Genomic DNA, 21,581 nt, shown 5'->3' with positions numbered 1-21,581 from the left:
TTCCCCGTGAGGGGCGCCGTCAGTCGGCCGACTGAACCCATCCCACCGCCACGATCCGCGCCGAGTCCGCCGGGCGCGACTCGTCGAAGAGGACGGCGTCCGGCGCCTCGACGCGGACTCCGTCGACGTACGCACCGCGGCCGACGTAGAGCCTGTCGGTCGTGTACCGCCAGCGCAGGGTCAGCTGCCTGTGCGCCGGCAGGTCGGCTGCCATCCGGCGCCAGACGCGGCCCGACCAGCCGGTGACCGAGCCCGACGGGTGCTCCTGCGGCTCCTCGCCGTGGCGCCCGGTCGTGAAGGGGAGCGGCTGCCAGGTCGTGCCGCCGTCCGTCGTGGCCTCCAGGACGAGGGCGTCCGACGCGGGTTCGATGTCCCACCACAGGGCGGAGGTCAGCCGTACCCCGGCGTCCGTCGTGTCGAGCTGGGGCAGTGTGAGCGTGGCGGTCGTGGCGTTCGCCATGCCCGAGAACCATGCCGTACGTCCGTGGGCCGGGCGTACCGGCACGGCGCGTGCCAGGTTGTTGCCGGCGGCGACCCGGGGTGCGGAGCCGGAGCGCCAAGTGCGCACCGGGTGGACCGAGTTGCCGAGTACGACGAGGAAGGAGTCGGTGGTCGGGTCGAGCACCAGGGAGGTGCCGGTGAAACCGGTGTGCCCGGCGGTGCGCGGGGTGGCCATCGCGCCCATGTACCAGTGCTGGTAGAGCTCGAAGCCCAGGCCGTGCTCGTGGCCGGGGAACGCGGTGTTGAAGTCGGTGAACATCAGCTCCACGGACTCCGGCCGCAGGATGCGAGCCCGGCCGTAGCAGCCGCCGTTGAGCAGCGTCCGGCCGAGCACGGCCAGGTCCCAGGCGCAGGAGAACACCCCGGCGTGCCCGGCGACCCCGCCGAGGCTGTAGGCGTTCTCGTCGTGCACCTCGCCCCATACGAGCCCCCGCTCCAGGCCGGACCAGGGGCCGCGCTCGTCCTCCGTGGCGGCGATCTCCGGCTTCCAGGAGGCGGGCGGGTTGTAGCGGGTGCGGTCGAGGCCGAGCGGCCCTGTGATCTCGTCGTGGAGGAGGGCGTCGAGCGTGCGACCGGTGATCCTCTCCAGGACCAGCTGGAGTGAGATCAGATTCAGATCGGAGTAGAGGTACTTGGTGCCGGGCGGATTGATCGGGGCTTCGTCGAGGACGAGTTGAATTCTCGCCTCGTGCGTCGGCGCCTTGTACAGCGGGATCCAGTCACGGAACCCCGAGGTGTGGGTCAGGAGCTGACGGATCGTGATGTCCTGCTTGCCCGCCGCCCCGAACTCCGGCAGGTACGAGGCGACTGTTCCCTCCAGCTCCAGCGCACCCCGTTCCAGCTGCTGCACGACCAGCAGCGAGGTGAACAGCTTGGACACCGAGGCCAGGTCGAAGACGGTGTCCTCGGCCATGGGGATCTGCCGGTCGGGCGGGAACTCGACACCGGTGTCGGTCTTCTCGTCGTACGCCGCATAGCGCACCGCCATCCCGATGGGCCGGTGCAGTGCCACGGTGCCGCCCCGCCCGGCGAGCAGCACGGCGCCCGCGTACCAGGGGTGCTTGGGGGAGGGGCCGAGGAACGACTCGGCGTCCACGACCAGTCGACGCAGATGGGCGGGGACCAGCCCGGCGCGTTCCGGGCTGCCGTGGCGCAGTGTGGGGTGCCTGGAGGCCGTGGCCGCCGCGGCCGGTCCCGCGGGGAAGGGGGCGATGGTCAGGGCGCCGCCCAGGGCCAGGGCGGCTCGTCCGATCTGGCGACGCGTCGGCATCCGGCGGTCGCTCGCGTCTCTTTCCGCTGCGTCGTCGGTCACCTGAGAAACCCTCGTGTCGGTTGTGAAGCATGTCAACAAGGCATGCCGTCCAAGAAATCTGACGGGGTATCAGAAAAGCTCTTCCGTCGGCCGGAGGACTACGGCATTCTGCGGCCATGCAGACGGAGCTGAGCAAGAAACTGGGAGTCGAGCACGCCATTTTCGGCTTCACGCCGTTCCCCGCCGTCGCCGCGGCCATCAGCCGGGCCGGCGGGTTCGGAGTGCTCGGCGCGGTCCGCTACACCGCCCCCGACGAGCTCAAGCGCGACCTCGACTGGGTCGAGGCCCACGTCGACGGCAGGCCGTACGGTCTCGATGTCGTCATGCCCGCCAAGAAGGTGGAGGGCGTGACCGAGGCCGATGTCGAGGCGATGATCCCCGAGGGGCACCGGCAGTTCGTCAAGGACACCCTCGCCAAGTACAGCGTTCCGGAGCTGGCCGAGGGCGAGACCTCCGGCTGGCGCATCACCGGATGGATGGAGCAGGTCGCCCGGGGCCAGCTCGACGTCGCCTTCGACTACCCGATCCGGCTGCTCGCCAACGCCCTCGGCTCCCCACCCGCGGACGTGGTCGCCCGGGCCCACGAGCACAACGTGCTCGTCGCGGCCCTCGCGGGCAGCGCCCGGCACGCCGTCAAGCACCAGGAAGCCGGCATCGACATCGTCGTCGCGCAGGGCTACGAGGCCGGCGGGCACACCGGCGAGATCGCCTCCATGGTGCTCACCCCGGAGGTCGTCGACGCCGTCGATCCACTGCCCGTCCTCGCGGCCGGCGGCATCGGCAGCGGGCAGCAGGTGGCCGCCGCGCTCGCCCTGGGCGCCCAGGGCGTCTGGCTGGGCTCCCTGTGGCTGACCTGCACCGAGGCCGACATGTCCTCGCCCGCGGTGACGCGGAAACTGCTCGCCGCCGGCTCCGGCGACACCGTCCGCTCCCGCGCGCTGACCGGGAAACCCGCACGCCAGCTCCGTACCGAGTGGACCGACGCATGGGACGACCCGGCCGGACCCGGCACCCTCCCCATGCCCCTGCAGGGCCTGTTGGTCGCCGAGGCCCTCACCCGCATCCAGAAGTACGAGGTCGCACCCCTGCTCGGCACCCCCGTCGGCCAGATCGTGGGCCGCATGAAGAGCGAACGCTCCGTCCAGGCCGTCTTCGACGACCTCACCCGCGGCTTCGAGCAGGCCGTCGACCGCATCAACCGCATCGCCGGAAGGAGCGGCAAGTGACGAGTACGCCCCCCGCCGGATTCTGGGCCCAGGCCGCCGCCGATCCCGACCGCACGGTCCTCGTCGCACCCGACGGCGAGCAGTGGACCGCCGGACGCCTGCACTCGGCCGCCAACCGCCTGGTGCACGGACTGCGCGCCGCCGGCCTGGAACGCGGCGACGCCTTCGCGGTCGTCCTGCCCAACGGCGTCGAGTTCTTCACCGCGTATCTGGCCGCCAGCCAGGCCGGTTTCTATCTCGTCCCGGTCAACCACCACTTCGTCGGCCCCGAGATCGGCTGGATCGTCGCCGACTCCGGAGCCAAGGTGCTCATCTCCCACGAACGGTTCGCGGGGCCCGCCCGACACGCGGCCGACGAGGCCGGCCTGCCGGGCACCCACCGGTACGCCGTCGGCGCGGTCGAGGGCTTCCGCCCGTACCCCGAACTCCTCGACGGACAACCGGAGTCGGCGCCCTCGGGCCGCGAGCTCGGCTGGGTCATGAACTACACGTCGGGCACCACCGGCCGCCCCCGCGGCATCCGCCGCCCGCTGCCCGGCAAGACCCCCGAGGAGGCCTATCTCGGCGGCTTCCTCGGCATCTTCGGCATCAAACCGTACGACGACAACGTCCACCTCGTCTGCTCCCCGCTCTACCACACGGCCGTACTCCAGTTCGCGGGCGCGTCCCTGCACATCGGCCACCGCCTCGTTCTGATGGACAAGTGGACGCCCGAGGAGATGCTGCGGCTGATCGACCGGGAGAAATGCACGCACACCCACATGGTCCCGACCCAGTTCCACCGTCTGCTCGCGCTCCCGGAGGACGTGCGTCGCTCGTACGACGTCTCGTCCATGCGGCACGCCATCCACGGCGCCGCCCCCTGCCCCGACCACGTGAAGCGGGCGATGATCGACTGGTGGGGCCACAGCGTGGAGGAGTACTACGCGGCCAGCGAGGGCGGCGGGGCCTTCGCCACCGCAGAGGACTGGCTGAAGAAGCCCGGGACCGTCGGCAAGGCCTGGCCCATCAGTGAGCTCGCGGTCTTCGACGACGAGGGAAACCGGCTGCCGCCCGGCGAACTCGGCACCGTCTACATGAAGATGCACACCGGAGGCTTCGCCTACCACAAGGACGAGGCCAAGACGAAGAAGAACCGCATCGGCGACTACTTCACCGTCGGCGATCTCGGCTACCTCGACGAGGACGGCTACCTCTTCCTCCGCGACCGCAAGATCGACATGATCATCTCGGGCGGGGTCAACATCTACCCGGCCGAGATCGAGTCGGCCCTGCTCGCCCACCCCGCCGTCGCCGACGCCGCCGTCTTCGGCATCCCGCACGACGACTGGGGCGAGGAGGTCAAGGCCGTCGTCGAACCGGCCCCGGGGCACGAGCCGGGCCCGGCCCTCGCCGCCTCGATCCTCGACCACTGCGCCGAGCAACTCGCCGGCTACAAGCGGCCCAAGAGCGTCGACTTCATCGCCGAAATGCCCCGGGACCCCAACGGGAAGCTGTACAAGCGCCGGCTGCGGGACCCGTACTGGGAGGGGCGCACCCGGCCGGTGTGACCCCGGAACCACTGGCGGCGGGCAGGGTGAACGCGACGCGGTGCCGGCGCGTCACAGCAACGGCACCGCGTTCGTCACCGTCACCATGGCCCTGGGAGAGGCACCCATGCGCAGGGACGACGGTCCGCACCTCACCGTGACCGGCGCCAGGCTGGGCGAGACTCCCGTGGCCACCAGCCGCGGCCCCTGCACTGCCCGGTTGCCGGGCGTGGAGAAGAGGGTGAAGCTGGGCCGGCCCTGTCCCACGCGGGATGCGCGGGACAGGGCCGCGCGGTCAGCGGTGTTCGCCGACCCGGATGACCCGTAGGGCGGGCGAGGACAGGATGTCCTTCTCGCAGAAGCGGGCGGTCACCCACTGCTCACCGGACAGCAACCGGGTCTGGTCGCTGTAGTGCGGCGAGTTCGGGTTCGACGACTGGGAGTACGTCAGCAGGGTGCGGGCCACCGGGCAGCCGCTGCCGTCCCAGCCCACGGCCTGCAGATGGCTCGATCCGAACGGCACCTGCGTGTACGCCCCACTCGCCGCGTCCCACGTCGGCTCGATCACGTTCCACACCCCGAGCCGGTTCGAGCCGCCCGGTATCGCGATGCGTTCGCCGCCTCGCACGACGTACTGGTGGTCACCGAGCCGGGCGTCCAAGGGCGTACCCGAGCCGTGCAGTTCCGCCACCGTGTCGGCGAGGGCCGTCGCGAAGCCGGGCGCGGCGGTGTCGAGCGTGTTCGGCGTGCGGACGGGGTCCGCGGCCGAGAAGGGCACCTTCCAGAGCCGGCCCGCGGGCACCGCCGCGGTCAGCTTCCGCCAGAAGCGGTCGAAGAAGAGGGCACCGCGGCTGCCGGTGTCCATGGTCAGGTCCCAGGCGGCGAGCACCTTGCAGGCCTCGGTGACGTCGACCGACTTCCCGTCGCTCGCGGTCGCCGTGCCACCGGGCAGCGCGGCACACGCCCTCGCCGCGTCGGCCGCGCCCAGAACACCGGCGGGCACCCGGTTCGCGAACTGCTGCTTCTGCAGGTCGCGGATGGTCAGTCCACCGCGCTCGGCCATCGCCGCCACGTCCTCGATCGCGCCCCTGGTCCGCAGCGAGCGCGGTGTGCCGACGTCGCCGAAGATCCGCTCGTAGCCGGTGAGCGGCCGGTCGGTGTTGGCCAGCCAGGCGCTGTCGTTGGAGTTCTCCGCGTACGGGGCGTCCTTGAGCGTGGGCATGCGGGCGGGCCCGAAGATACCGGGCTGCACGGCGTCGGGGTCGCTGCCGATCGCGCAGTCGCCGCGCGAGCCGTCGAGGACCGCGACACCCGCCTGCGGGTAGGTGAGTCTGCCGAGGTCGGTGGAGCAGCGGGCCGCCAGGTCGTCGGTGATCCGGGGCAGCACCTGCGACTGGGTGTAGAGGGAGTGCCCGGCGGAGTCCGCGGCGATGGTGTTCACCCACGGCAGGCCCTGATGCAGGGCCAGGGAGGTCAGGATGTCCGCCGTGGAGCGCGCCTTCGCGAAGCCGAGCGAGGTGTCGGCGAAGCGGAAGTTGGCGGCGTTCGGGTCGTTGAGCACGTAGGCCGTCGTGGCCGTCCACGGCAGCGGCGGATCACCGTCGGGGTCGGCCACCACCGGGCCGTAGCGCGTCCACCACTGGGTGCGTGTCACCGGCGCGCCGTCCTGGACCGCCACGGTCACGGTCCGCTTCGTCATCCGCTCCCGCCTGCCGTCCACCAGGTAGACGGTGGGGTCGGCGGGGTCGAGGGTCAGCCGGGTCAGGCTGAACGGGACGCCGGTCGCGACGGTGTGGCTCCATGCCACACGGGAGTTGTAGCCGATCGAGACGGTCGGCGAGCCGAGGAGGGAGCCGCCCGCGACGTCCAGCTCGCCCGGGATGGTCTGCTGCGACTGCCAGAAGCGGCGCCCGCCCTGCCACGGGTAGTGCGGGTTGCCCAGCAGCAGACCGCGGCCGTTCGCCGTCGTGGCACCGCTGAAGGCGACCGCGTTCGAGCCCATGTCCGCGCTCGCGGACCGTTCCCGCACCACCCTGATCAGGGCCTTGGCGTCGACCTTCGTGCCCGGTGCGGTGGAGCCGGTGGGAGGCTGTGCCCCGGTGATCTCGTCCACGGAACCGCCCTGGCCGCCGAGGATCACGATGGCGTAGAAGCGGGCGGCCACGTCCGTCGTGGAGACCGGCCGCACCCAGGCCTTGCCCTCGCACGCCGGGTCGGTGATCCGGTTCTGCGCCAGCCAGGCGTTGTACCCGGCCGCGAAGCCCCGCAGCATGTCCTTCACCTGGCGGCTCGGGCCCCGCGGCGCCGGTTCGGCGAGGAGCTTCTCCACCGTCCGGGTCTGCCGTACGCCGCGGAAGTACAGGTCACTGGAGAGATTGTCGGAGGCCGACGACAGCGAGCGGTCGGTCGCCGCGTGCGGGCCGAAGAAGCGAGAGCGCTCGCCGCGCACGGTCACGAAACCGTCGGCGAGCAGACACACCTGGTCGGAGGCCTGCGCCCAGCCGGTGCCGAAGCCGAGGTCCGCGTAGTTCTTCGCGACGATGTGCGGAATTCCGTACTCGGTGTAGCGGATGACGGCGGACAGATCGCCGTGCGAGGGATGGTCCTGGCGGCTCGGGCGCTCGGCCGCGGTGGCCTGCAGCGCGGACGAGGCGGTGAGTAACGCGACGGCCGCGACGACCAGTCGTCTGGAACGGGTGCGCAAAGGTGCCTCCCGAGGTGAGTGGGGGAAGAAGGCGGTTGAGGGTGCCGGCGGGCGGGTGCGTGTGCCTCCCGGGTGCTTGACCTGCCCCGGCCACGCACCGAGGATCATCAGTCATGACGCAGGGACACGGCAGCACGGTTGACGGGGTGCTGCGGCGCAGCGCCCGACGTACCCCCGCGCGTATCGCGGTGGAGTACGGCGACCGCAGGTGGACGTACGAGGAACTGGACGAGGCCGTCTCCCGCGCGGCGAGCGTCCTGCTCGAGCAGGGACTCGCCCCCGGCGACCGGGTCGGCGCCTACGGCCACAACTCGGACGCCTATCTGATCGGCTTCCTCGCCTGCGCCCGCGCGGGCCTGGTCCATGTGCCGGTGAACCAGAACCTGACCGGCGACGACCTTGCCTACATCGTCGGCCAGTCCGGCAGCTCGCTGGTCCTCACCGACCCCGACCTGGCCGGTCGACTCGCCGACGACGTAAGGACGTTGCCCCTGCGGGACGCCGACGATTCACTGCTGGCCCGCCTCGCTGCGGCCCCCGCCCACGACGGGCCCGAACCGCGTACCGAGGACCTGGTACAGCTCCTGTACACCTCCGGTACGACGGCCCTGCCCAAGGGCGCGATGATGACCCACCGCGCCCTGGTGCACGAGTACCTGAGCGCGATCACCGCCCTCGACCTCAGCGCCGGCGACCGCCCCGTGCACTCCCTCCCGCTCTACCATTCCGCGCAGATGCATGTGTTCCTGCTGCCGTACCTCGCGGTCGGCGCCACGAACATCATCCTCGACGCCCCCGACGGCGACCGGCTCTTCGACCTCATCGAGAACGGCCGCGCGGACAGCCTGTTCGCCCCGCCCACGGTCTGGATCGGTCTGTCCAACCGCCCCGACTTCACCACCCGCGACCTCGGCGGACTCCGCAAGGCGTACTACGGCGCCTCGATCATGCCGGTGCCCGTCCTGGAGCGGCTGCGCGAACGTCTCCCCAAGCTCGCCTTCTACAACTGCTTCGGACAGAGCGAGATCGGCCCCCTGGCCACCGTCCTGGCACCCGACGAACACAAAGGCCGCATGGACTCCTGCGGCCGCCCCGTCCTCTTCGTCGACGCGCGCGTGGTCGACGAGGACGGCAAGGACGTCCCCGACGGCACACCCGGCGAAATCGTCTACCGTTCCCCGCAGTTGTGCGAGGGCTACTGGGACAAACCCGAGGAGACCGCAGACGCCTTCCGCGACGGCTGGTTCCACTCCGGGGACCTGGCGGTACGGGACGCCTACGGCTACTACACGATCGTCGACCGCGTGAAGGACGTCATCAACTCCGGTGGCGTACTGGTCGCTTCACGGCAGGTCGAGGACGCCCTCTACACCCACGAGTCCGTCGCCGAGGTCGCCGTGGTCGGCCTGCCCGACGAACACTGGATCGAGGCGGTCACCGCGGTCGTCGTCCCGCGCGGCGAGGTCACCCAGGAGCAACTGATCGCCCACGCCCGGGAGAAGCTCCCGCACTTCAAGGCACCGAAGCGGGTGGAGTTCGTCACGGAACTGCCGCGCAACGCCAGCGGGAAGATCCTCAAGAGGGAACTGCGGGACCGCTTCTCCGGCTAGCGCGACCGCCACAGGTCACGCAGCAGGGCGATCTCGGCCATGTGGTGGATGAACTCGAGGTTGGACCCCCACAGCACGCTGATGAACGGTTCGTCGGCGTCGGAGCCGTACGGATACTGCGAGAGGCCGACCGTGTCGAGTTGCGCGTCGGTCAACGCGGCGACGCTGTCCCGCCAACGGTCCATCAGCGCCCAGAACCGCTCCAGGGCCGACGCGGCGGAAGGGGTGAAGTCGACCAGCAGTTTCGGGTCCTGCCGCCGCTCACCGAAGGTCCACTCCCATTGGCCGGCGAAGCAGAAGTGCAGGTGCCCCAGCCGCCAGGCGATGGTGGGCACCGGCACCTCGTCGGGCTCCGGCGGGCCGGTGTGGCGGAGGATCTGCTCGACCCGCTCGACGCTCACACTCCAGTCCTCGGCGATCTTGGCGACGGACATGCCGGCGGCGGCCTGCCGGGCCACCTCGTCGTACTCGTTCGCCGGGATCTCCGGGGCACCCTGGTCGAGCACCCACTCGCCGGGCCCGAACGCCCTGGGTGTCGTCGCCTCGCCCCGGCGCCGGATCGACCAGCCGCCGGGCGCGGGCTCCCACAGGTACTCCTCGTCGCCGAGCCCCGTCAGCCGCACCCGCGCCATCTCGACGGCGCGGTCGAACTGGTCGATGAGCAGGCCCAAACGGTCGGTCCGCACCCCCGGGATCTGCATACCGGCTCCCCTCGCCGTCGCATGTCGCGCCTTTGCCGTGCGGCCGGATCCTAACGACGCGGCTCAGGGCGGGCGAACGATTTACGCCGCGGTCCGGCAGCGCCCCTCCCCGGTGCGTTGTGCCCGCCCGTCAGCCGTGGTTGGCTCGCCCGTTGACTTCCTCCCCCGCCTAAAGGCGGGGGATTCCAGCGGTCGCCCGCTGGGGTTCCTGCTTCACCGACGACCGCCCCGTGCGGGAGGACTCCCGTTGAGGTCTTACACCGTCTCCACAGGCTGCTGCCGCCAGCCCGGCGGCCAGGATGTTGCGTGCCGCGTTCACGTCCCGGTCGTGCACGGCACCGCAGTGCTCGCACGTCCACTCGCGGACGTTCAAAGGCAGCTTCGCTGCGAGCGTGCCGCAGGCCCCACACAGCTTGCTGGAGGGAAAGAAGCGGTCGATCACGACGAGTTCGCGCCCGTACCAGGCACACTTGTACTCCAGCATCATGCGCAGGTCCGTCCAGGCCGCATCCGAGACGGCGCGCGCCAGGCGCCCGTTCTTGAGCAGGTTGCGGACGGTGAGGTCCTCGATCACGACCACTTGGTTCTCGTGGACGAGACGCGAGGTCAGCTTGTGCAGGAAGTCCCGACGCCGGTCGGCGATCCGCGCATGGACCTTGGCGACACGACGTCGGGCCTTGGCCCGGTTCGCGGAGCCCTTCGCCTTGCGCGACAGCTCCCGCTGCGCCCTGGCGAGACGGGCGCGGTCCTGGCGTTCGTGCCGGGGGTTGGTGATCTTCTCCCCGGTGGACAGGGTCACCAGCGAGGTGATCCCGGCGTCCAGGCCGACCGTGTTCGTGGTGGCGAGCGCGGGCGTGATGGTGTCCTCGCACAGCAGGGACACGAACCAGCGGCCCGCCGCATCGCGGGAGACGGTCACCGTGGTCGGCTCCACACCCTGCGGCAGGGGGCGCGACCAGCGGATGTGCAAAGGCTCCGCCATCTTCGCCAGCGTCAGCTGTCCGTCGCGCCAGGCGAAGGCGCTGCGGGTGTACTCGGCCGACGCACGGGACTTCTTCCGGCTTTTGTAGCGCGGGTACTTGGCGCGCTTGGCGAAGAAGTGGGCGAACGCCGTCTGCAGATGACGCAGCGCCTGCTGGAGCGGCACGGAGGACACCTCGGCCAGGAAGGCCAGCTCCTCGGTCTTCTTCCACTGCGTGAGTGCGGCGGAGGACTGCACGTAGGAGATGCGGCGCTGCTCGCCGTACCAGGCCCGGGTGCGTTCCTCCAGCGCCTTGTTGTAGACGAGGCGGACGCAGCCGAACGTGCGCGACAGCTCCGCCGTCTGCTCGCCTGTGGGGTAAAAGCGGTACTTGAACGCCCGCTTGACCTGCCGCGCCATACCTCACGCGGTATCAGCTCCTGTGTGAGCCATGGTTGTTGGCCGGCTGCTGGCGAACACCGGTCCGCCCTGGCAGCGAACCGGCTCTTCCTGCCCTGCTCCGCAGGAACTTCGTTTCCTCCCCCGGCTGAAGCCGGGGGTATCCACAAAGGAGAGACCCGATGAACCTTCTGCTGACGGCAAGTGGCCTGCGCAACGAGACACTGCGGGAGGCGCTGCGGGACATGCTGGGAAAGCCGTTCGGATCGGCGAACGTCGTGTACGTGCCCACGGCATCAGTCGCCGAGCCCGGGGACCACGGCTGGTTCGTCGAGGGCATGAACCGGTTGCACGGCCTCGGCTGGCGGGAGTTCGACGTCCTGGAGCTGAACGGCCTGCCCCGGCGGATGGTGCTCGACCGGCTGCTCCACGCCGACGTCATTTATGTCGAGGGCGGCAACCACTACCACCTCGCGCGCAGCATCACCGGCAACGGCCTGGCCGCCGGCTTCCTGGAGGCGTTGGAGAGCCGGGTCCATGTGGGGGTCAGCGCCGGATCAATGATCTTCAGCCGCAATCTCACCGCACACTCCGCTGACGTCATCGGGGACACCACGGACCTCCACGTGCTCGGCGCGACGACCGTGGAGCCACCGTTCGGCCTCTTCGACTGGTACCTCAAGCCCCACCTGTACTCGCCGTATTTCCCCGAGCGGGACGACGCCTGGGCTGATCGCATCGCTGCGCGCGCGGACTTCCCGATCTACTTCATCGACGACGAGACGGCCGTTCGCGTCAGGGACGGCAAGGTGGATGTCATCTCTGAAGGCCGGTGGCGATTCCATCCGTGATGCAACGCGTGGCGGGGAGCCCCGGACAGGTCCGTGCCGGGGCCCTCGCCACGACGCCGCCGCAGACGCCCGGCCCCGTCGTGGCCCGCGGCGAGCCGTGTATCGGCACAGCCGGCGGAGCGCTATCGCAGGTCCACGATCCGCCGGATCTTCCCCACCGACCGCTCCAGCGACTCCGGCTCGACGATCTCCACCGCGACCGACACCCCGATACCGTCCTTCACCGCCGCCGCGATCGCGTGCGCGGCGGCCTTCTGCACCTCGGGTCCGGCGTCGGGCCGGGCCTCCGCCCGCACAGTGAGGGCGTCCAGGCGCCCCTCCCGGGTCAGTCGCAGCTGGAAGTGCGGTGCGACCCCGGGCGTGCGCAGCACGATCTCCTCGATCTGCGTCGGGAAGAGATTGACGCCCCGCAGGATCACCATGTCGTCACTGCGCCCGGTGACCTTCTCCATCCGCCGGAACACCCGCGCCGTGCCCGGCAGCAGCCGCGTCAGATCACGCGTGCGGTACCGCACGACCGGCATCGCCTCCTTGGTCAGCGAGGTGAACACGAGCTCGCCCTCCTCGCCGTCCGGCAGCACCTCGCCGGTGATCGGATCGACGACCTCCGGGAAGAAGTGGTCCTCCCAGATGTGCAGTCCGTCCTTGGTCTCCACGCACTCCTGCGCCACACCCGGGCCGATCACCTCGGACAGCCCGTATATGTCCACCGCGTCGATCGCGAACCGCTCCTCGATCTCCCGCCGCATCTCCTCGGTCCACGGCTCGGCACCGAAGATCCCCACGCGCAGGGAGGTGCCGCGCGGATCGACGCCCTGGCGCTCGAACTCGTCGAGGAGCGTGAGCATGTACGACGGCGTCACCATGATGATCTGCGGCTCGAGGTCCTGGATCAGCTGCACCTGGCGGGCCGTCATACCGCCGGAGGCGGGGATGACCGTACAGCCGAGCCGTTCGGCCCCGTAGTGTGCGCCGAGGCCGCCGGTGAACAGCCCGTAGCCGTACGCCACGTGCACCTTGTCGCCGGGCCGGCCACCCGCCGCACGGATCGAGCGGGCCACCATGTCGGCCCACAGGGAGAGATCGTTGTCCGTGTACCCGACGACCGTGGGGCGCCCGGTGGTGCCGCTGGAGGCGTGGATGCGGCGGATGCGGTCCTGCTCCACGGCGAACATGCCGTACGGGTAGTTCTCGCGCAGGTCCGCCTTCGTGGTGAACGGGAAACGGGCCAGGTCGGCCAGGGACCGGCAGTCGTCCGGGTGGACGCCGGCCTTGTCGAAGGACTCCCGGTAGAAGGAGACGCGCTCGTACGCGTGCCGCAGAGAGGCCCGCAGCCGTTCCAGCTGCAGCGCCCGCAGCGCCCCGCCGTCGAGCCGTTCCCCCGCGTCCAGCAGCTCCGTCGCATCCGCCATGGGACGTCTCCTCCGCCAACCACATCAATACGGGCGACCGATCATTCGGTCGATCTGTTCGGGATCAGTAATCCAGGCCATGTCGGAGCAGGCAAGAGGTCGGCTTCCATTTTCTGCGGCGCTCCCACAACTGCGTTGCGCCACCGGCTCCTGGGACAGGAAGATCGGCGCATGCCGATCTTCACCGCAGCCGACGGGACCCAGCTTGCCTACCACCTCCGGGGTGAAGGCGAGCCGCTCGTCGTGCTGCCGGGAGGCCCGATGCAGGCCTCCTCCTACCTCGGAGACCTGGGCGGGCTCGCGGCGCACCGCCGGCTGGTCCTGCTCGACCTGCGCGGCACCGGCGACTCGGCGGTACCGGCGGACCCGGCCACCTACCGGTGCGACCGTCTCGTGGACGACGTGGAGGCGCTCCGCGTCCACCTGGGCCTTGAGCGGATGGACCTGCTCGCCCATTCGGCCGGTGGCAGCCTGGCGATGCTGTACGCCGCCCGGCACCCGGAGCGGGTGGCGCGGCTGATCCTGGTCACCTGCACCCCGTGGGCGCTGGGGATGCGGCCCAGCGCCGAGGACCGGCTGGCCGCGGCGCGGCTGAGAAGCGCCGAGCCGTGGTTCGAGGACGTGTTCCCGGCGTTCGAGGAGTGGCTGGCGGGGAAGAGCGACTTCGACCCGGCGTTCGCGCCCTTCTTCTACGGCCGCTGGGACGACGCGGCGGCGGAGCACGATGCCCGCGCCGAGTTCAACGACGAGGCCGCCGACATCTACGGCTCCGACGGCGCCTACGACCCGCCGGCGACCACCGCCGCGCTCGCCCGAGTGGCCGCACCGGTCCTCGTCCTCGCCGGTGAGCTCGACGGCGGCCCCCGCCCCGAGCTGGCGCGCGCCGCCGCCGATGTGTTTCCCCACGCCGAATTCACCGTCCAGCCAGGTGCGGGGCACTATCCGTGGGTGGACGACCCCGAGTGGTTCGCACGCCGGGTCGCCGGGTTCTTGGACCGGGACGAGGTCTTGGTGTCGCCGGCAGAGTAGGAGATCGGCCCGAAAGCGCGCCGCCCGAGTTGCAGGATGTTCCGGCCGCCGTGACATTTGAGGTGGAGTGAAGAGTGCGAGGGGCCCTGTTCTCCCCCGAGAGGACAGGGCCCCACGCACGTCCGCTTCGGTCAGCGGTGCGAACTGGGCAGGTGCTCGTAGCAGCCGGAGCGCCAGCCGCCGTCGCCCTGGAGGTTGTCCAGGAGGCTGTTGCCGGTGTCCTTGCCGACGACGCCGTCGACGTGCAGGCCGGACTTCTGCTGGAAGAGCCGGACGGCGCTGTAGGTGCCGGAGCCGAAGACCCGGTCCTCGCCGATCGTGTGGTGACGGGTCCGCTTGGCCCAGTCGTTGTACCCGTGCTGGACGCACAGCACGGGTACGCCCGTGTCGCCACGGCTGATGTTCGGCACGTCGGGCCGCGCGGAGGCGCTGCCGACCGAGCCCAGCACCAGGCCGGCGCCGAGCGCTCCGGTGACGGTCGCGAGCGCGAGGGTCCTGCGCATGGTCATGGCCGATTCCTTTCCGGTGAGTTGAGGGGCCGTATCGCTTCCGGTGGAATGCGAGGGCACGGGAGGAGGCTCCCGGGCCGTGCCCCTCGGTGGCACCACCGACGTTGCCCGGCCGGATCCGGTAGGGGCCAGGGCAAGCGGCAGGCCCGGTGGCACGTGGCACGGCCCACGCGCTGACCTGCTGGGACGCCGGGTCCCCTGACAAAACCGTGGGACGGTGGGCGGGGTAGGGAAGGGGTCACAGTGGACAGGAGCCGCAACCGCGGCCCCGGCGGAACCGCGTCCTCCTCCACGACGGCGACCGCGTACGGGGAAGTGACATGACGCGCTGGAAGGAACTGCCCGCCGGGCTGGACGACGCGGAGCGGCAACTCGTCGCACAGCTGCGGCGGTTGAAGGACCGGGCGGGCCTGAGCCTGGCAGCGCTCGCGAACAAGACGTCGTACAGCTCCTCGTCCTGGGAGCGCTATCTCAACGGGAAGAAGCCGGTGCCGCGCGCCGCGGCCGAGGAGCTCGCCGAAGCCTGCGGGGCGCCGGCGGAGCGGCTGCTGGTGTTGCACGAGGTCGCCGAGACGGCGCGTGCACAGCGAACGGCGGCCGTCGACGACGGGCCCAGGCCCCCACGCGCTACGCCCCGATCACGGCGCACCGCTCACGCGCTGCCGGCCGTCGCCGTCGCAGCCGTCCTGGTGGCGTTCGGCGCCGGATTCCTGAGCGGTGCCGCCTGGCACCGGGACGACGGCAGCGGGGCGAGGCAGAACGCCGCGTCCGGCCCCTCGGCCTTCCCCCGCAGTCACACGTACGGCTGCGACCGGGTCCGGCGCGAGCGCGGCGTCGTCACCGCGGGCTACTCCACCAGCCGTGACGTGCTCCTGGACCGGGGCAGCACAGGCTGGGACGTGGTGGAGGCACAGTGCCTGCTGCGACGGCACGGGTTCGACAGCGGGCGGGTCGACGGGGTGTACGGCGAGAAGACCGGACGTGCCGCGCTCGCCTTCCAGAAACGGTACGGACTCGCACCGGACGGCATCGTCGGCCCCGACACCTGGAAGAAGCTGCGCACATGAGCCCGGAGACCGCACAACTGGCCGGGAGCATGCGCGAGGTGCGTGCCGCGGCCGGGCTGAGCCTGGCCCAGCTGGCCCGGAGCACGTCATACAGCAAGTCCTCCTGGGCACGCTATCTGGCGGGTACGCAGCCGGTGCCCCGCCGCGCGGTGGAGGCCTTGTGCGAGGTGGCGGGCGTACGCCCCGAACGGCTGCTGGCGTTGTGGGAGCTGGCCGACGCCCGCTGGAGCGGCCGGGCCCGGGCGGCACCCGAGCCGCGTCCCGAGCGCCCGAACGTCCGCAGGGCGCCGTACGTGTGGGGCGTGGCCGCCGGGCTGGCGGCGGCCACGGTGGCAGCCGTCGCCGTACTGCTGTCCGGGCCGTACGGGTCGTCATCGGCGACCACCGGCACCGCGCCGGCGACGTTCACCCCCGGCCCCGGCTGCTCGGGTCGTACCTGTGAAGGGAGGAACCCGCTCGACATGGGATGCGGCGGCCAGCAGATGGTCAGGACCCTGGCGGCGCGCACCGCCGCCGACGGACGCAGCGTGCAGCTGCGCGACAGCGCGGCATGCCATGCCCTCTGGGCCCGCGCCACCCGTCTCCACCTCGGCGACCGGGTCGAACTCACCCTGCCGGGCACCTCCCGCAAGGAGATCCACGTCGGCACCGAGAAGGAGCGCAACGCCTATCTGGCGACCCCGATGACGGCCTTGACACCACCGCATGACCCGGGCGACGCCCGTGTGTGCCTGATCCCGGCCGACGGAAGGCGCGTCTGTTTCACCGGCCGACCCGGCGGCAGGTGAGACACGCAGCGGCTTGGCGGTGGCCGGTGGCTCACCCGCCCTGCGGTCCGTAGGCCGTCATGAAGCGGTCCCGGAACTTGTTCATGGTCCACTCCGGGGCGTTGTCCGCGGGCTTGATCCCGTCCGTCCAGCCCCAGTTCGAGACGCGGTCCAGGACCTTCGGGTCGCGGGCGACGATGGTGACCGGTACGTCCCGGTTGCTGGTGCCCCCGGTGACGGTCGGGACGGGCTGGTGGTCGCCGAGGAAGACGAGGACGGTCTTGTCGTCGCCGTAGCGCTGCATCCACTCGGTGAGGCTGTCCAGGGAGTACTGGATGGCCTTGCGGTACTCGGTGCGCACACGCGAGGCGCTCTTCCAGACCTCCGTCGGGTTCGTGCCCTCCTTCTTGATCTTGTAGAAGACCTTGCCGTCCCCGAGGTCGGTCCAGGGGATCATGTGGGCGATGGGCGACCAGGGGTTGTGGCTGGAGGCCAGGATGATCTCCGCCATGATCGGGTCGCGGTTCTTCTTGCCGTGCTCCAGCTTCTGGAAGGCCTCCAGGCTGAACTGGTCCGGCACCGGCGTCCAGCTGAAGTACGGGCCCTGGTAGCCGAGGTGCGTGGAGTCGTAGATGTGGTCGAGGCCGAAGTACTTGCCCTCGGGCCAGGCCTTGCGCACGCCCGGGACGATGCCGACCGTGCGCCAGGCGCCGGTCTTCTGGAAGTAGCTGGTCAGGGTCGCGCGGTCGCTGGTGGTCAGGGTCCGGTACCGCTGCTGGTTCTTGATCCACAGGCCGGACAGGAACGTCGAGTGGGCCAGCCAGCTGCCGGCGCCCGTCACGGGTGACCTGAGCCAGCCGCTGCGCGCCGCGAAACCCGCCGCCTTGAGCCGGGCGTCGCCCGCCTTGAGCGTCGCGTCGACCTCCGGTCCCATCGTCGGATCGTCGATCGCCACCCGGCCGTAGCTCTCGATGAAGGTGAACATGACGTCCTTGCCGCGCAGCCCGGTCAGCAGCTGGCCGGGCGGTGTCTTGGCGTAGGCGTCGACCGCCATCTGCTTCTTGAAGACGTCGGCGTCACCGAGGCCGTCCCGGACGTACTGCACACGGTTGGCGAGGTACTCGGCGTAGCCCTTGGTGGCGACGGTGACACCGCCGAACTGCACGCCGAGCGTGAAGCAGATGATCCACACGACGCCGAGGACCAGCGTGGAGCGTACGGCGACGGGACGGTGCCGGGCCAGCACGTCGGCAAGCCGCACCATGGCCAGTGCGCTCAACGTGAGCACGGCGATGACCAGGACGATCACACCGACCACCGCGAGTACCTCACCCGAGCGCCCGAAGGAGTCCTTCACCCAGTCCGCCCCGTCGCTCAGCAGCACCCAGTCGAAGACCAGGTCGAACGGCCGGGCCAGGGTCTGGCGGAACCCCATGTCGAGGCACTTCAGAACGCCGGACAGTCCGACGAACGCCCCCAGGACGACGGCCGTGATCCGCCGTCCCCTCGACGGCAGCACGAGCAGGACGGCCGCGAGGAAGATCGCCTCGACGGGGAGGCGGAAGAAGGACTGGACAGTGATCCAGTCCAGGCGGTTGGGCACGAGGAGCACGACGAACACCAGCGCAGCGGCCAGGACGGTCGTGCCCACCTGGACGGCAACTGCCGTGCGGGGGTAGCGACGGCGCCAGCCGAACCAGCCGGGGCGGGCGGGGGAGGCGGCGGCGCCCGTCGGGTGGGGCGCGTCGGTGGTGGTGGACGGGGCGGCGTCCGCTTCCTCGTCGGCGGAACCTTCGCCGGTCGAAGCCGCGTCCGGTATGACGGCCTCGGCGGACCCCTTCCCGTCCTCCGCGCCGCCGCCCGTCTCCGGTGCTGCTGAGTCTCCGCCAGGCTCGTCGGCTTCCTTCGCCGCCGGCGTCGTCGTCCGCCCGGGCGTCTCGTCCGCCGCGCCGGCCGCGACCACCTCCGCCGGCTCCCCGTCCGGGGAGGTGCCCGGCTCGGTCCCGGTCGCCGCGGGAGCGGTCGAGGCCTCCTCGGCTCTGGTCCTGTCCGGTGCGTCCGCGTCCGTCTCCGGCAGTTGACGAGGGGGCGTGAGGTGCGACACCCGTGGGTCCTTCCGTGCGAAACCGCTGATGGCACGGCGGACCGGGCCCGCAGGGCCGAGCCGCCAACCTCGCGTACGGCCCTACGTCACCCTCCGTTCAAACACCCGGGTCAACCGCGCGCAAAGGTTACGCCCGCCGCCCGGGCCGGCTCACTGCGGGCCCCGGCTTTCCGCCTGGCGGTCCGCCGCGACCGCCGCCTCCCGGGCCCACCGGTAGTCGGCCTTGCCGCTGGGCGACCGCCGTATCGCCTCGGTGATCACCAGCTGCCGGGGGATCTTGTAACCGGCGAGCTGGGTACGGCAGTAGGACTGCACGTCCTGAAGCGAAGGCCGGGGGGCGCCCTCGCGCAGTTGCACCACCGCCGCCACGTGATGGCCCCACTTCGCGTCCGGCACCCCGGCCACCAGCGCGTCGTACACGTCGGGATGGGACTTCAGGGCCTGCTCGACCTCCTCCGGGTACACCTTCTCGCCCCCGGTGTTGATGCACTGCGAGCCACGGCCGAGGACCGTGACCACGCCCTGCTCGTCCACCGTCCCCATGTCGCCGAGCAGCACCCACCGCTCGCCGTCCTTCTCGAAGAAGGTCTCGGCGGTTTTCTTCGGGTCGTTGTAGTAGCCGAGCGGCACATGGCCGCATTGCGCGACCCGGCCCACCTCGCCCGCGGCGACCGGCTCGTGGGTGGCGGGATCGACCACCTGCGTACGGGAGTTGACGCGGATACGGAAGGACTGCCCGGCCCCGGAGTCGGCCGTCGCCGTGCCGTTGAAGCCGGACTCGGACGAGCCGTAGTTGTTCAGCAGCATCGCGTTCGGAAGCAGCTCCTGGAACTGCCGGCGCACCGTCTCGGAGAGCACCGCGCCGGACGAGGACACGCTGAACACCGACGAGCAGTCCGTGCCCTTCATGGGCCCGGCCAGGGCGTCGATCAGCGGCCGCAGCATCGCGTCGCCGACCAGCGAGATGCTGGTGACCTTCTCCTTCTCGATGGTCCGCAGCACCTCCTCGGGCACGAACTTGCGGTGGATCACGACCCGTTGCCCGAAGTTGAAGCCGATGAAGGAGGTGAGGGTGGAGGTGCCGTGCATCAACGGGGGAGTGGGGAAGAAGGTGATCCCGGAGCCGCCGGCGGCGACCCGCTCGGCGAGCTCCTGCGGCTTCCTGACCGGCTCACCGGTGGGCGCGCCCCCGCCCAGACCGGAGAAGAACAGGTCCTCCTGACGCCACATCACACCCTTGGGCATCCCGGTGGTGCCGCCGGTGTAGATGATGAACTGGTCGTCGCCCGAGCGCGCCGGGAAGCCGCGCTCAGGCGACCCGCCCGCCTCGGCCTCGGCGAACGACACGGCGGCGACCCCGTCCGGCGCCCCGCCCACCCGCAGCAGATGCCGCAGCTTCGGGCACTGCGGCAGCGCCGCCGCCACCCGCCCGTCGAACTCCGCGTCGAAGACCAGCGCCACCAGATCTGCGTCCCGGTACAGATACACCAACTCGTCCTCTACGTAACGGTAGTTGACGTTGACCGGCACGATCCGCGCCTTCAGGCACCCGAACACCGTCTGCAGATACTCGATGCCGTTGTAGAGGTGCAGCCCGAGGTGCTCGCCGGGGCGGATCCCGGCGTCTATCAGATGGTGGCCGATACGGTTCGCCGCCGCGTCCAGCTCCTCGTACGTCAGACGCCGCTCCGCGCCCGTGCCCGGGTGGTCGACGTAGACCAGGGCCTCTCGCTCCGGCACCACGTCGACGACCGACTCGAACAGGTCGGCAAGGTTGTACTCCACCGCTCCTCCTGACCCCGGCAGCCATGACGAAGAACAGTCATGACGAAGAAAGGCGCATCCGTCGGTTCGCCGGTCATCAGAGCAAAGGGGGCGACAACTGTGAAGGGTCCGCGCGAAGAAATCTGACTGTCTGTCAGAAAACCCTTGAAGTGGCTCCCCGCCTACTGCAACCTGTTCTCGTTCTTTGAGAGGGGAGATGGGTCATGGGTGGGACCGAACACCTCACCGTGCAGCGCGAAGGCGCCACACTGGTGCTCACGCTCAACAGGCCGGACGCCAAGAACGCGCTCTCGCTGTCCATGCTGGTCGGCCTGTACGACGGCTGGATCGAGGCCGACGAGGACGACGCCGTCCGCTCGGTCGTGCTGACCGGTGCGGGCGCCGCGTTCTGCGCCGGCATGGACCTCAAGGCCCTCGCCGGCAAGGGCATGGAGGGCGAGCAGTACCGCGACCGCCTCAAGGCCGACCCGGACCTGCACTGGAAGGCGATGCTGCGCCACCACCGCCCCCGCAAGCCGGTGATCGCCGCCGTCGAGGGCTACTGCGTGGCGGGCGGCACGGAGATCCTCCAGGGCACCGACATCCGCGTGGCGGGGGAGTCGGCGACGTTCGGGCTCTTCGAGGTCAGGCGGGGGCTGTTCCCGATCGGCGGCTCGACGGTGCGCCTGCAGCGGCAGATCCCGCGCACCCATGCGCTGGAGATGCTGCTCACGGGGCGCCCCTACACCGCCCGGGAGGCCGCCGGCATCGGTCTGATCGGCCATGTCGTGCCCGACGGCACCGCCCTCACCAAGGCCCTGGAGATCGCCGAACAGATCAACGCCTGCGGCCCGCTCGCCGTGGAGGCCGTCAAGGCGTCCGTCTACGAGACCGCCGAGATGACGGAGACGGACGGTCTCGCCTCCGAACTCAAGCGGGGGTGGCCGATCTTCGATACGGCCGATGCCAAGGAGGGGGCGCGTGCCTTCGCGGAGAAACGGCCGCCCGTCTATAGGCGCGCGTAGCGCTGCGCTGCCCCCGCCGGTTGGATGCCGCAGGCCGTATGTGGCTGGTCGCGCCCACGCGGCGGAGCCGCACATGTCACAGCCCCGCGCCCCTTCCGGGGCGCTTCTGA

General features: G+C 70.8%; 16 protein-coding genes. 8 read left to right on the top strand and 8 right to left on the bottom strand.

Going from position 1 to position 21,581, the window contains the following annotated elements:
* Nucleotides 1-19 precede the first annotated feature (19 nt).
* Nucleotides 20-1,771 (bottom strand): serine hydrolase, encoded by a 1,752-nt coding sequence (locus ACFY1U_RS42960; protein ID WP_390699568.1) that lies wholly within the window; start codon nucleotides 1,769-1,771, stop codon nucleotides 20-22.
* 158 nt (nucleotides 1,772-1,929) lie between these two features.
* On the opposite strand from ACFY1U_RS42960, the gene ACFY1U_RS42955 reads away from it, so the two are divergent.
* Both ACFY1U_RS42955 and ACFY1U_RS42950 read left to right on the top strand, forming a co-directional pair.
* Nucleotides 1,930-3,039 carry an NAD(P)H-dependent flavin oxidoreductase gene (locus ACFY1U_RS42955; protein WP_390699523.1) on the top strand — a complete coding sequence of 370 codons (1,110 nt, stop codon included), beginning with the start codon at nucleotides 1,930-1,932 and terminating at the stop codon, nucleotides 3,037-3,039.
* Nucleotides 3,036-4,589 (top strand): acyl-CoA synthetase, encoded by a 1,554-nt coding sequence (locus ACFY1U_RS42950; protein ID WP_390699522.1) that lies wholly within the window; start codon nucleotides 3,036-3,038, stop codon nucleotides 4,587-4,589. The genes ACFY1U_RS42955 and ACFY1U_RS42950 overlap by 4 nt, the downstream gene beginning before the upstream one ends.
* A 274-nt stretch (nucleotides 4,590-4,863) precedes the next feature.
* Here ACFY1U_RS42950 and ACFY1U_RS42945 read toward each other — a convergent pair whose 3' ends face one another.
* Entirely contained in the window at nucleotides 4,864-7,272 is a 2,409-nt protein-coding gene (locus tag ACFY1U_RS42945; protein WP_390699521.1) for a penicillin acylase family protein, read from the bottom strand.
* Between the two features lie 113 nt (nucleotides 7,273-7,385).
* On the opposite strand from ACFY1U_RS42945, the gene ACFY1U_RS42940 reads away from it, so the two are divergent.
* Complete coding sequence (locus ACFY1U_RS42940) at nucleotides 7,386-8,882, top strand: acyl-CoA synthetase (protein WP_390699520.1); 1,497 nt, start codon at nucleotides 7,386-7,388, stop codon at nucleotides 8,880-8,882.
* Here the strand turns inward: ACFY1U_RS42940 and ACFY1U_RS42935 are convergent.
* Together ACFY1U_RS42935 and ACFY1U_RS42930 are read right to left on the bottom strand one after the other, a co-directional pair.
* Entirely contained in the window at nucleotides 8,879-9,583 is a 705-nt protein-coding gene (locus ACFY1U_RS42935; protein ID WP_390699519.1) for a DinB family protein, read from the bottom strand. The genes ACFY1U_RS42940 and ACFY1U_RS42935 overlap by 4 nt on opposite strands.
* 169 nt (nucleotides 9,584-9,752) lie before the next feature.
* Nucleotides 9,753-10,964, bottom strand: a complete 1,212-nt coding sequence (locus ACFY1U_RS42930) for an RNA-guided endonuclease InsQ/TnpB family protein (protein ID WP_390699518.1) — start codon at nucleotides 10,962-10,964, stop codon at nucleotides 9,753-9,755.
* Nucleotides 10,965-11,125: 161 nt separating this feature from the next.
* On the opposite strand from ACFY1U_RS42930, the gene ACFY1U_RS42925 reads away from it, so the two are divergent.
* Nucleotides 11,126-11,794, top strand: a complete 669-nt coding sequence (locus ACFY1U_RS42925) for a Type 1 glutamine amidotransferase-like domain-containing protein (protein WP_390699517.1) — start codon at nucleotides 11,126-11,128, stop codon at nucleotides 11,792-11,794.
* A gap of 122 nt (nucleotides 11,795-11,916) precedes the next feature.
* On the opposite strand, the gene paaK is transcribed toward ACFY1U_RS42925, so the two are convergent.
* Nucleotides 11,917-13,206, bottom strand: coding sequence for a phenylacetate--CoA ligase PaaK (gene paaK, locus ACFY1U_RS42920; RefSeq protein ID WP_390699516.1), 1,290 nt, complete (start codon nucleotides 13,204-13,206; stop codon nucleotides 11,917-11,919).
* 171 nt (nucleotides 13,207-13,377) lie between these two features.
* Here paaK and ACFY1U_RS42915 point away from each other — a divergent pair, with 171 nt between their 5' ends.
* Nucleotides 13,378-14,235, top strand: a complete 858-nt coding sequence (locus tag ACFY1U_RS42915) for an alpha/beta fold hydrolase (protein ID WP_390699515.1) — start codon at nucleotides 13,378-13,380, stop codon at nucleotides 14,233-14,235.
* Nucleotides 14,236-14,366: 131 nt separating this feature from the next.
* Here the strand turns inward: ACFY1U_RS42915 and ACFY1U_RS42910 are convergent, their stop codons facing one another.
* Nucleotides 14,367-14,744, bottom strand: a complete 378-nt coding sequence (locus tag ACFY1U_RS42910) for a peptidoglycan-binding protein (RefSeq protein ID WP_390699514.1) — start codon at nucleotides 14,742-14,744, stop codon at nucleotides 14,367-14,369.
* Nucleotides 14,745-15,064: 320 nt separating this feature from the next.
* Between ACFY1U_RS42910 and ACFY1U_RS42905 the strand changes: the two genes are divergently transcribed.
* Both ACFY1U_RS42905 and ACFY1U_RS42900 read left to right on the top strand, forming a co-directional pair.
* The gene (locus tag ACFY1U_RS42905) at nucleotides 15,065-15,811 is read left to right on the top strand and encodes a peptidoglycan-binding protein (RefSeq protein WP_390699513.1); all 747 of its coding nucleotides are present in this window, start codon (nucleotides 15,065-15,067) and stop codon (nucleotides 15,809-15,811) included.
* The gene (locus ACFY1U_RS42900) at nucleotides 15,808-16,599 is read left to right on the top strand and encodes a helix-turn-helix domain-containing protein (protein ID WP_390699512.1); all 792 of its coding nucleotides are present in this window, start codon (nucleotides 15,808-15,810) and stop codon (nucleotides 16,597-16,599) included. Before ACFY1U_RS42905 ends, ACFY1U_RS42900 begins: the two co-directional genes overlap by 4 nt.
* A 31-nt stretch (nucleotides 16,600-16,630) precedes the next feature.
* Here the strand turns inward: ACFY1U_RS42900 and ACFY1U_RS42895 are convergent, their stop codons facing one another.
* A complete protein-coding gene (locus tag ACFY1U_RS42895; protein ID WP_390699511.1) occupies nucleotides 16,631-18,682 on the bottom strand; it encodes a sulfatase in 2,052 nt (683 codons plus the stop codon).
* Between the two features lie 150 nt (nucleotides 18,683-18,832).
* The gene (locus ACFY1U_RS42890; protein WP_390699510.1) at nucleotides 18,833-20,467 is read right to left on the bottom strand and encodes an acyl-CoA synthetase; all 1,635 of its coding nucleotides are present in this window, start codon (nucleotides 20,465-20,467) and stop codon (nucleotides 18,833-18,835) included.
* 203 nt (nucleotides 20,468-20,670) lie between these two features.
* Here ACFY1U_RS42890 and ACFY1U_RS42885 point away from each other — a divergent pair, with 203 nt between their 5' ends.
* A complete protein-coding gene (locus ACFY1U_RS42885; RefSeq protein WP_390699509.1) occupies nucleotides 20,671-21,471 on the top strand; it encodes a crotonase/enoyl-CoA hydratase family protein in 801 nt (266 codons plus the stop codon).
* The last annotated feature ends 110 nt before the right edge of the window (nucleotides 21,472-21,581 follow it).

Origin of the sequence: Streptomyces sp. NPDC001351 (genome assembly GCF_042896045.1) — a bacterium.
Classification (GTDB): domain Bacteria; phylum Actinomycetota; class Actinomycetes; order Streptomycetales; family Streptomycetaceae; genus Streptomyces.
Note: the sequence above shows the minus strand (reverse complement) of the source record. Positions and strands in the feature narration are given on the sequence as shown.

Excerpts from the sequence above, each read along its gene's own strand:
- ACFY1U_RS42885 (WP_390699509.1), top strand. The coding sequence starts at position 20,671 with ATGGGTGGGACCGAACACCTCACCGTGCAGCGCGAAGGCGCCACACTG.
- ACFY1U_RS42935 (WP_390699519.1), bottom strand. The coding sequence starts at position 9,583 with ATGCAGATCCCGGGGGTGCGGACCGACCGTTTGGGCCTGCTCATCGAC.
- ACFY1U_RS42960 (WP_390699568.1), bottom strand. The coding sequence starts at position 1,771 with ATGCCGACGCGTCGCCAGATCGGACGAGCCGCCCTGGCCCTGGGCGGC.
- ACFY1U_RS42925 (WP_390699517.1), top strand. The coding sequence starts at position 11,126 with ATGAACCTTCTGCTGACGGCAAGTGGCCTGCGCAACGAGACACTGCGG.
- ACFY1U_RS42905 (WP_390699513.1), top strand. The coding sequence starts at position 15,065 with ATGACGCGCTGGAAGGAACTGCCCGCCGGGCTGGACGACGCGGAGCGG.
- ACFY1U_RS42955 (WP_390699523.1), top strand. The coding sequence starts at position 1,930 with ATGCAGACGGAGCTGAGCAAGAAACTGGGAGTCGAGCACGCCATTTTC.
- ACFY1U_RS42910 (WP_390699514.1), bottom strand. The coding sequence starts at position 14,744 with ATGACCATGCGCAGGACCCTCGCGCTCGCGACCGTCACCGGAGCGCTC.
- paaK (WP_390699516.1), bottom strand. The coding sequence starts at position 13,206 with ATGGCGGATGCGACGGAGCTGCTGGACGCGGGGGAACGGCTCGACGGC.
- ACFY1U_RS42900 (WP_390699512.1), top strand. The coding sequence starts at position 15,808 with ATGAGCCCGGAGACCGCACAACTGGCCGGGAGCATGCGCGAGGTGCGT.
- ACFY1U_RS42940 (WP_390699520.1), top strand. The coding sequence starts at position 7,386 with ATGACGCAGGGACACGGCAGCACGGTTGACGGGGTGCTGCGGCGCAGC.
- ACFY1U_RS42915 (WP_390699515.1), top strand. The coding sequence starts at position 13,378 with ATGCCGATCTTCACCGCAGCCGACGGGACCCAGCTTGCCTACCACCTC.
- ACFY1U_RS42930 (WP_390699518.1), bottom strand. The coding sequence starts at position 10,964 with ATGGCGCGGCAGGTCAAGCGGGCGTTCAAGTACCGCTTTTACCCCACA.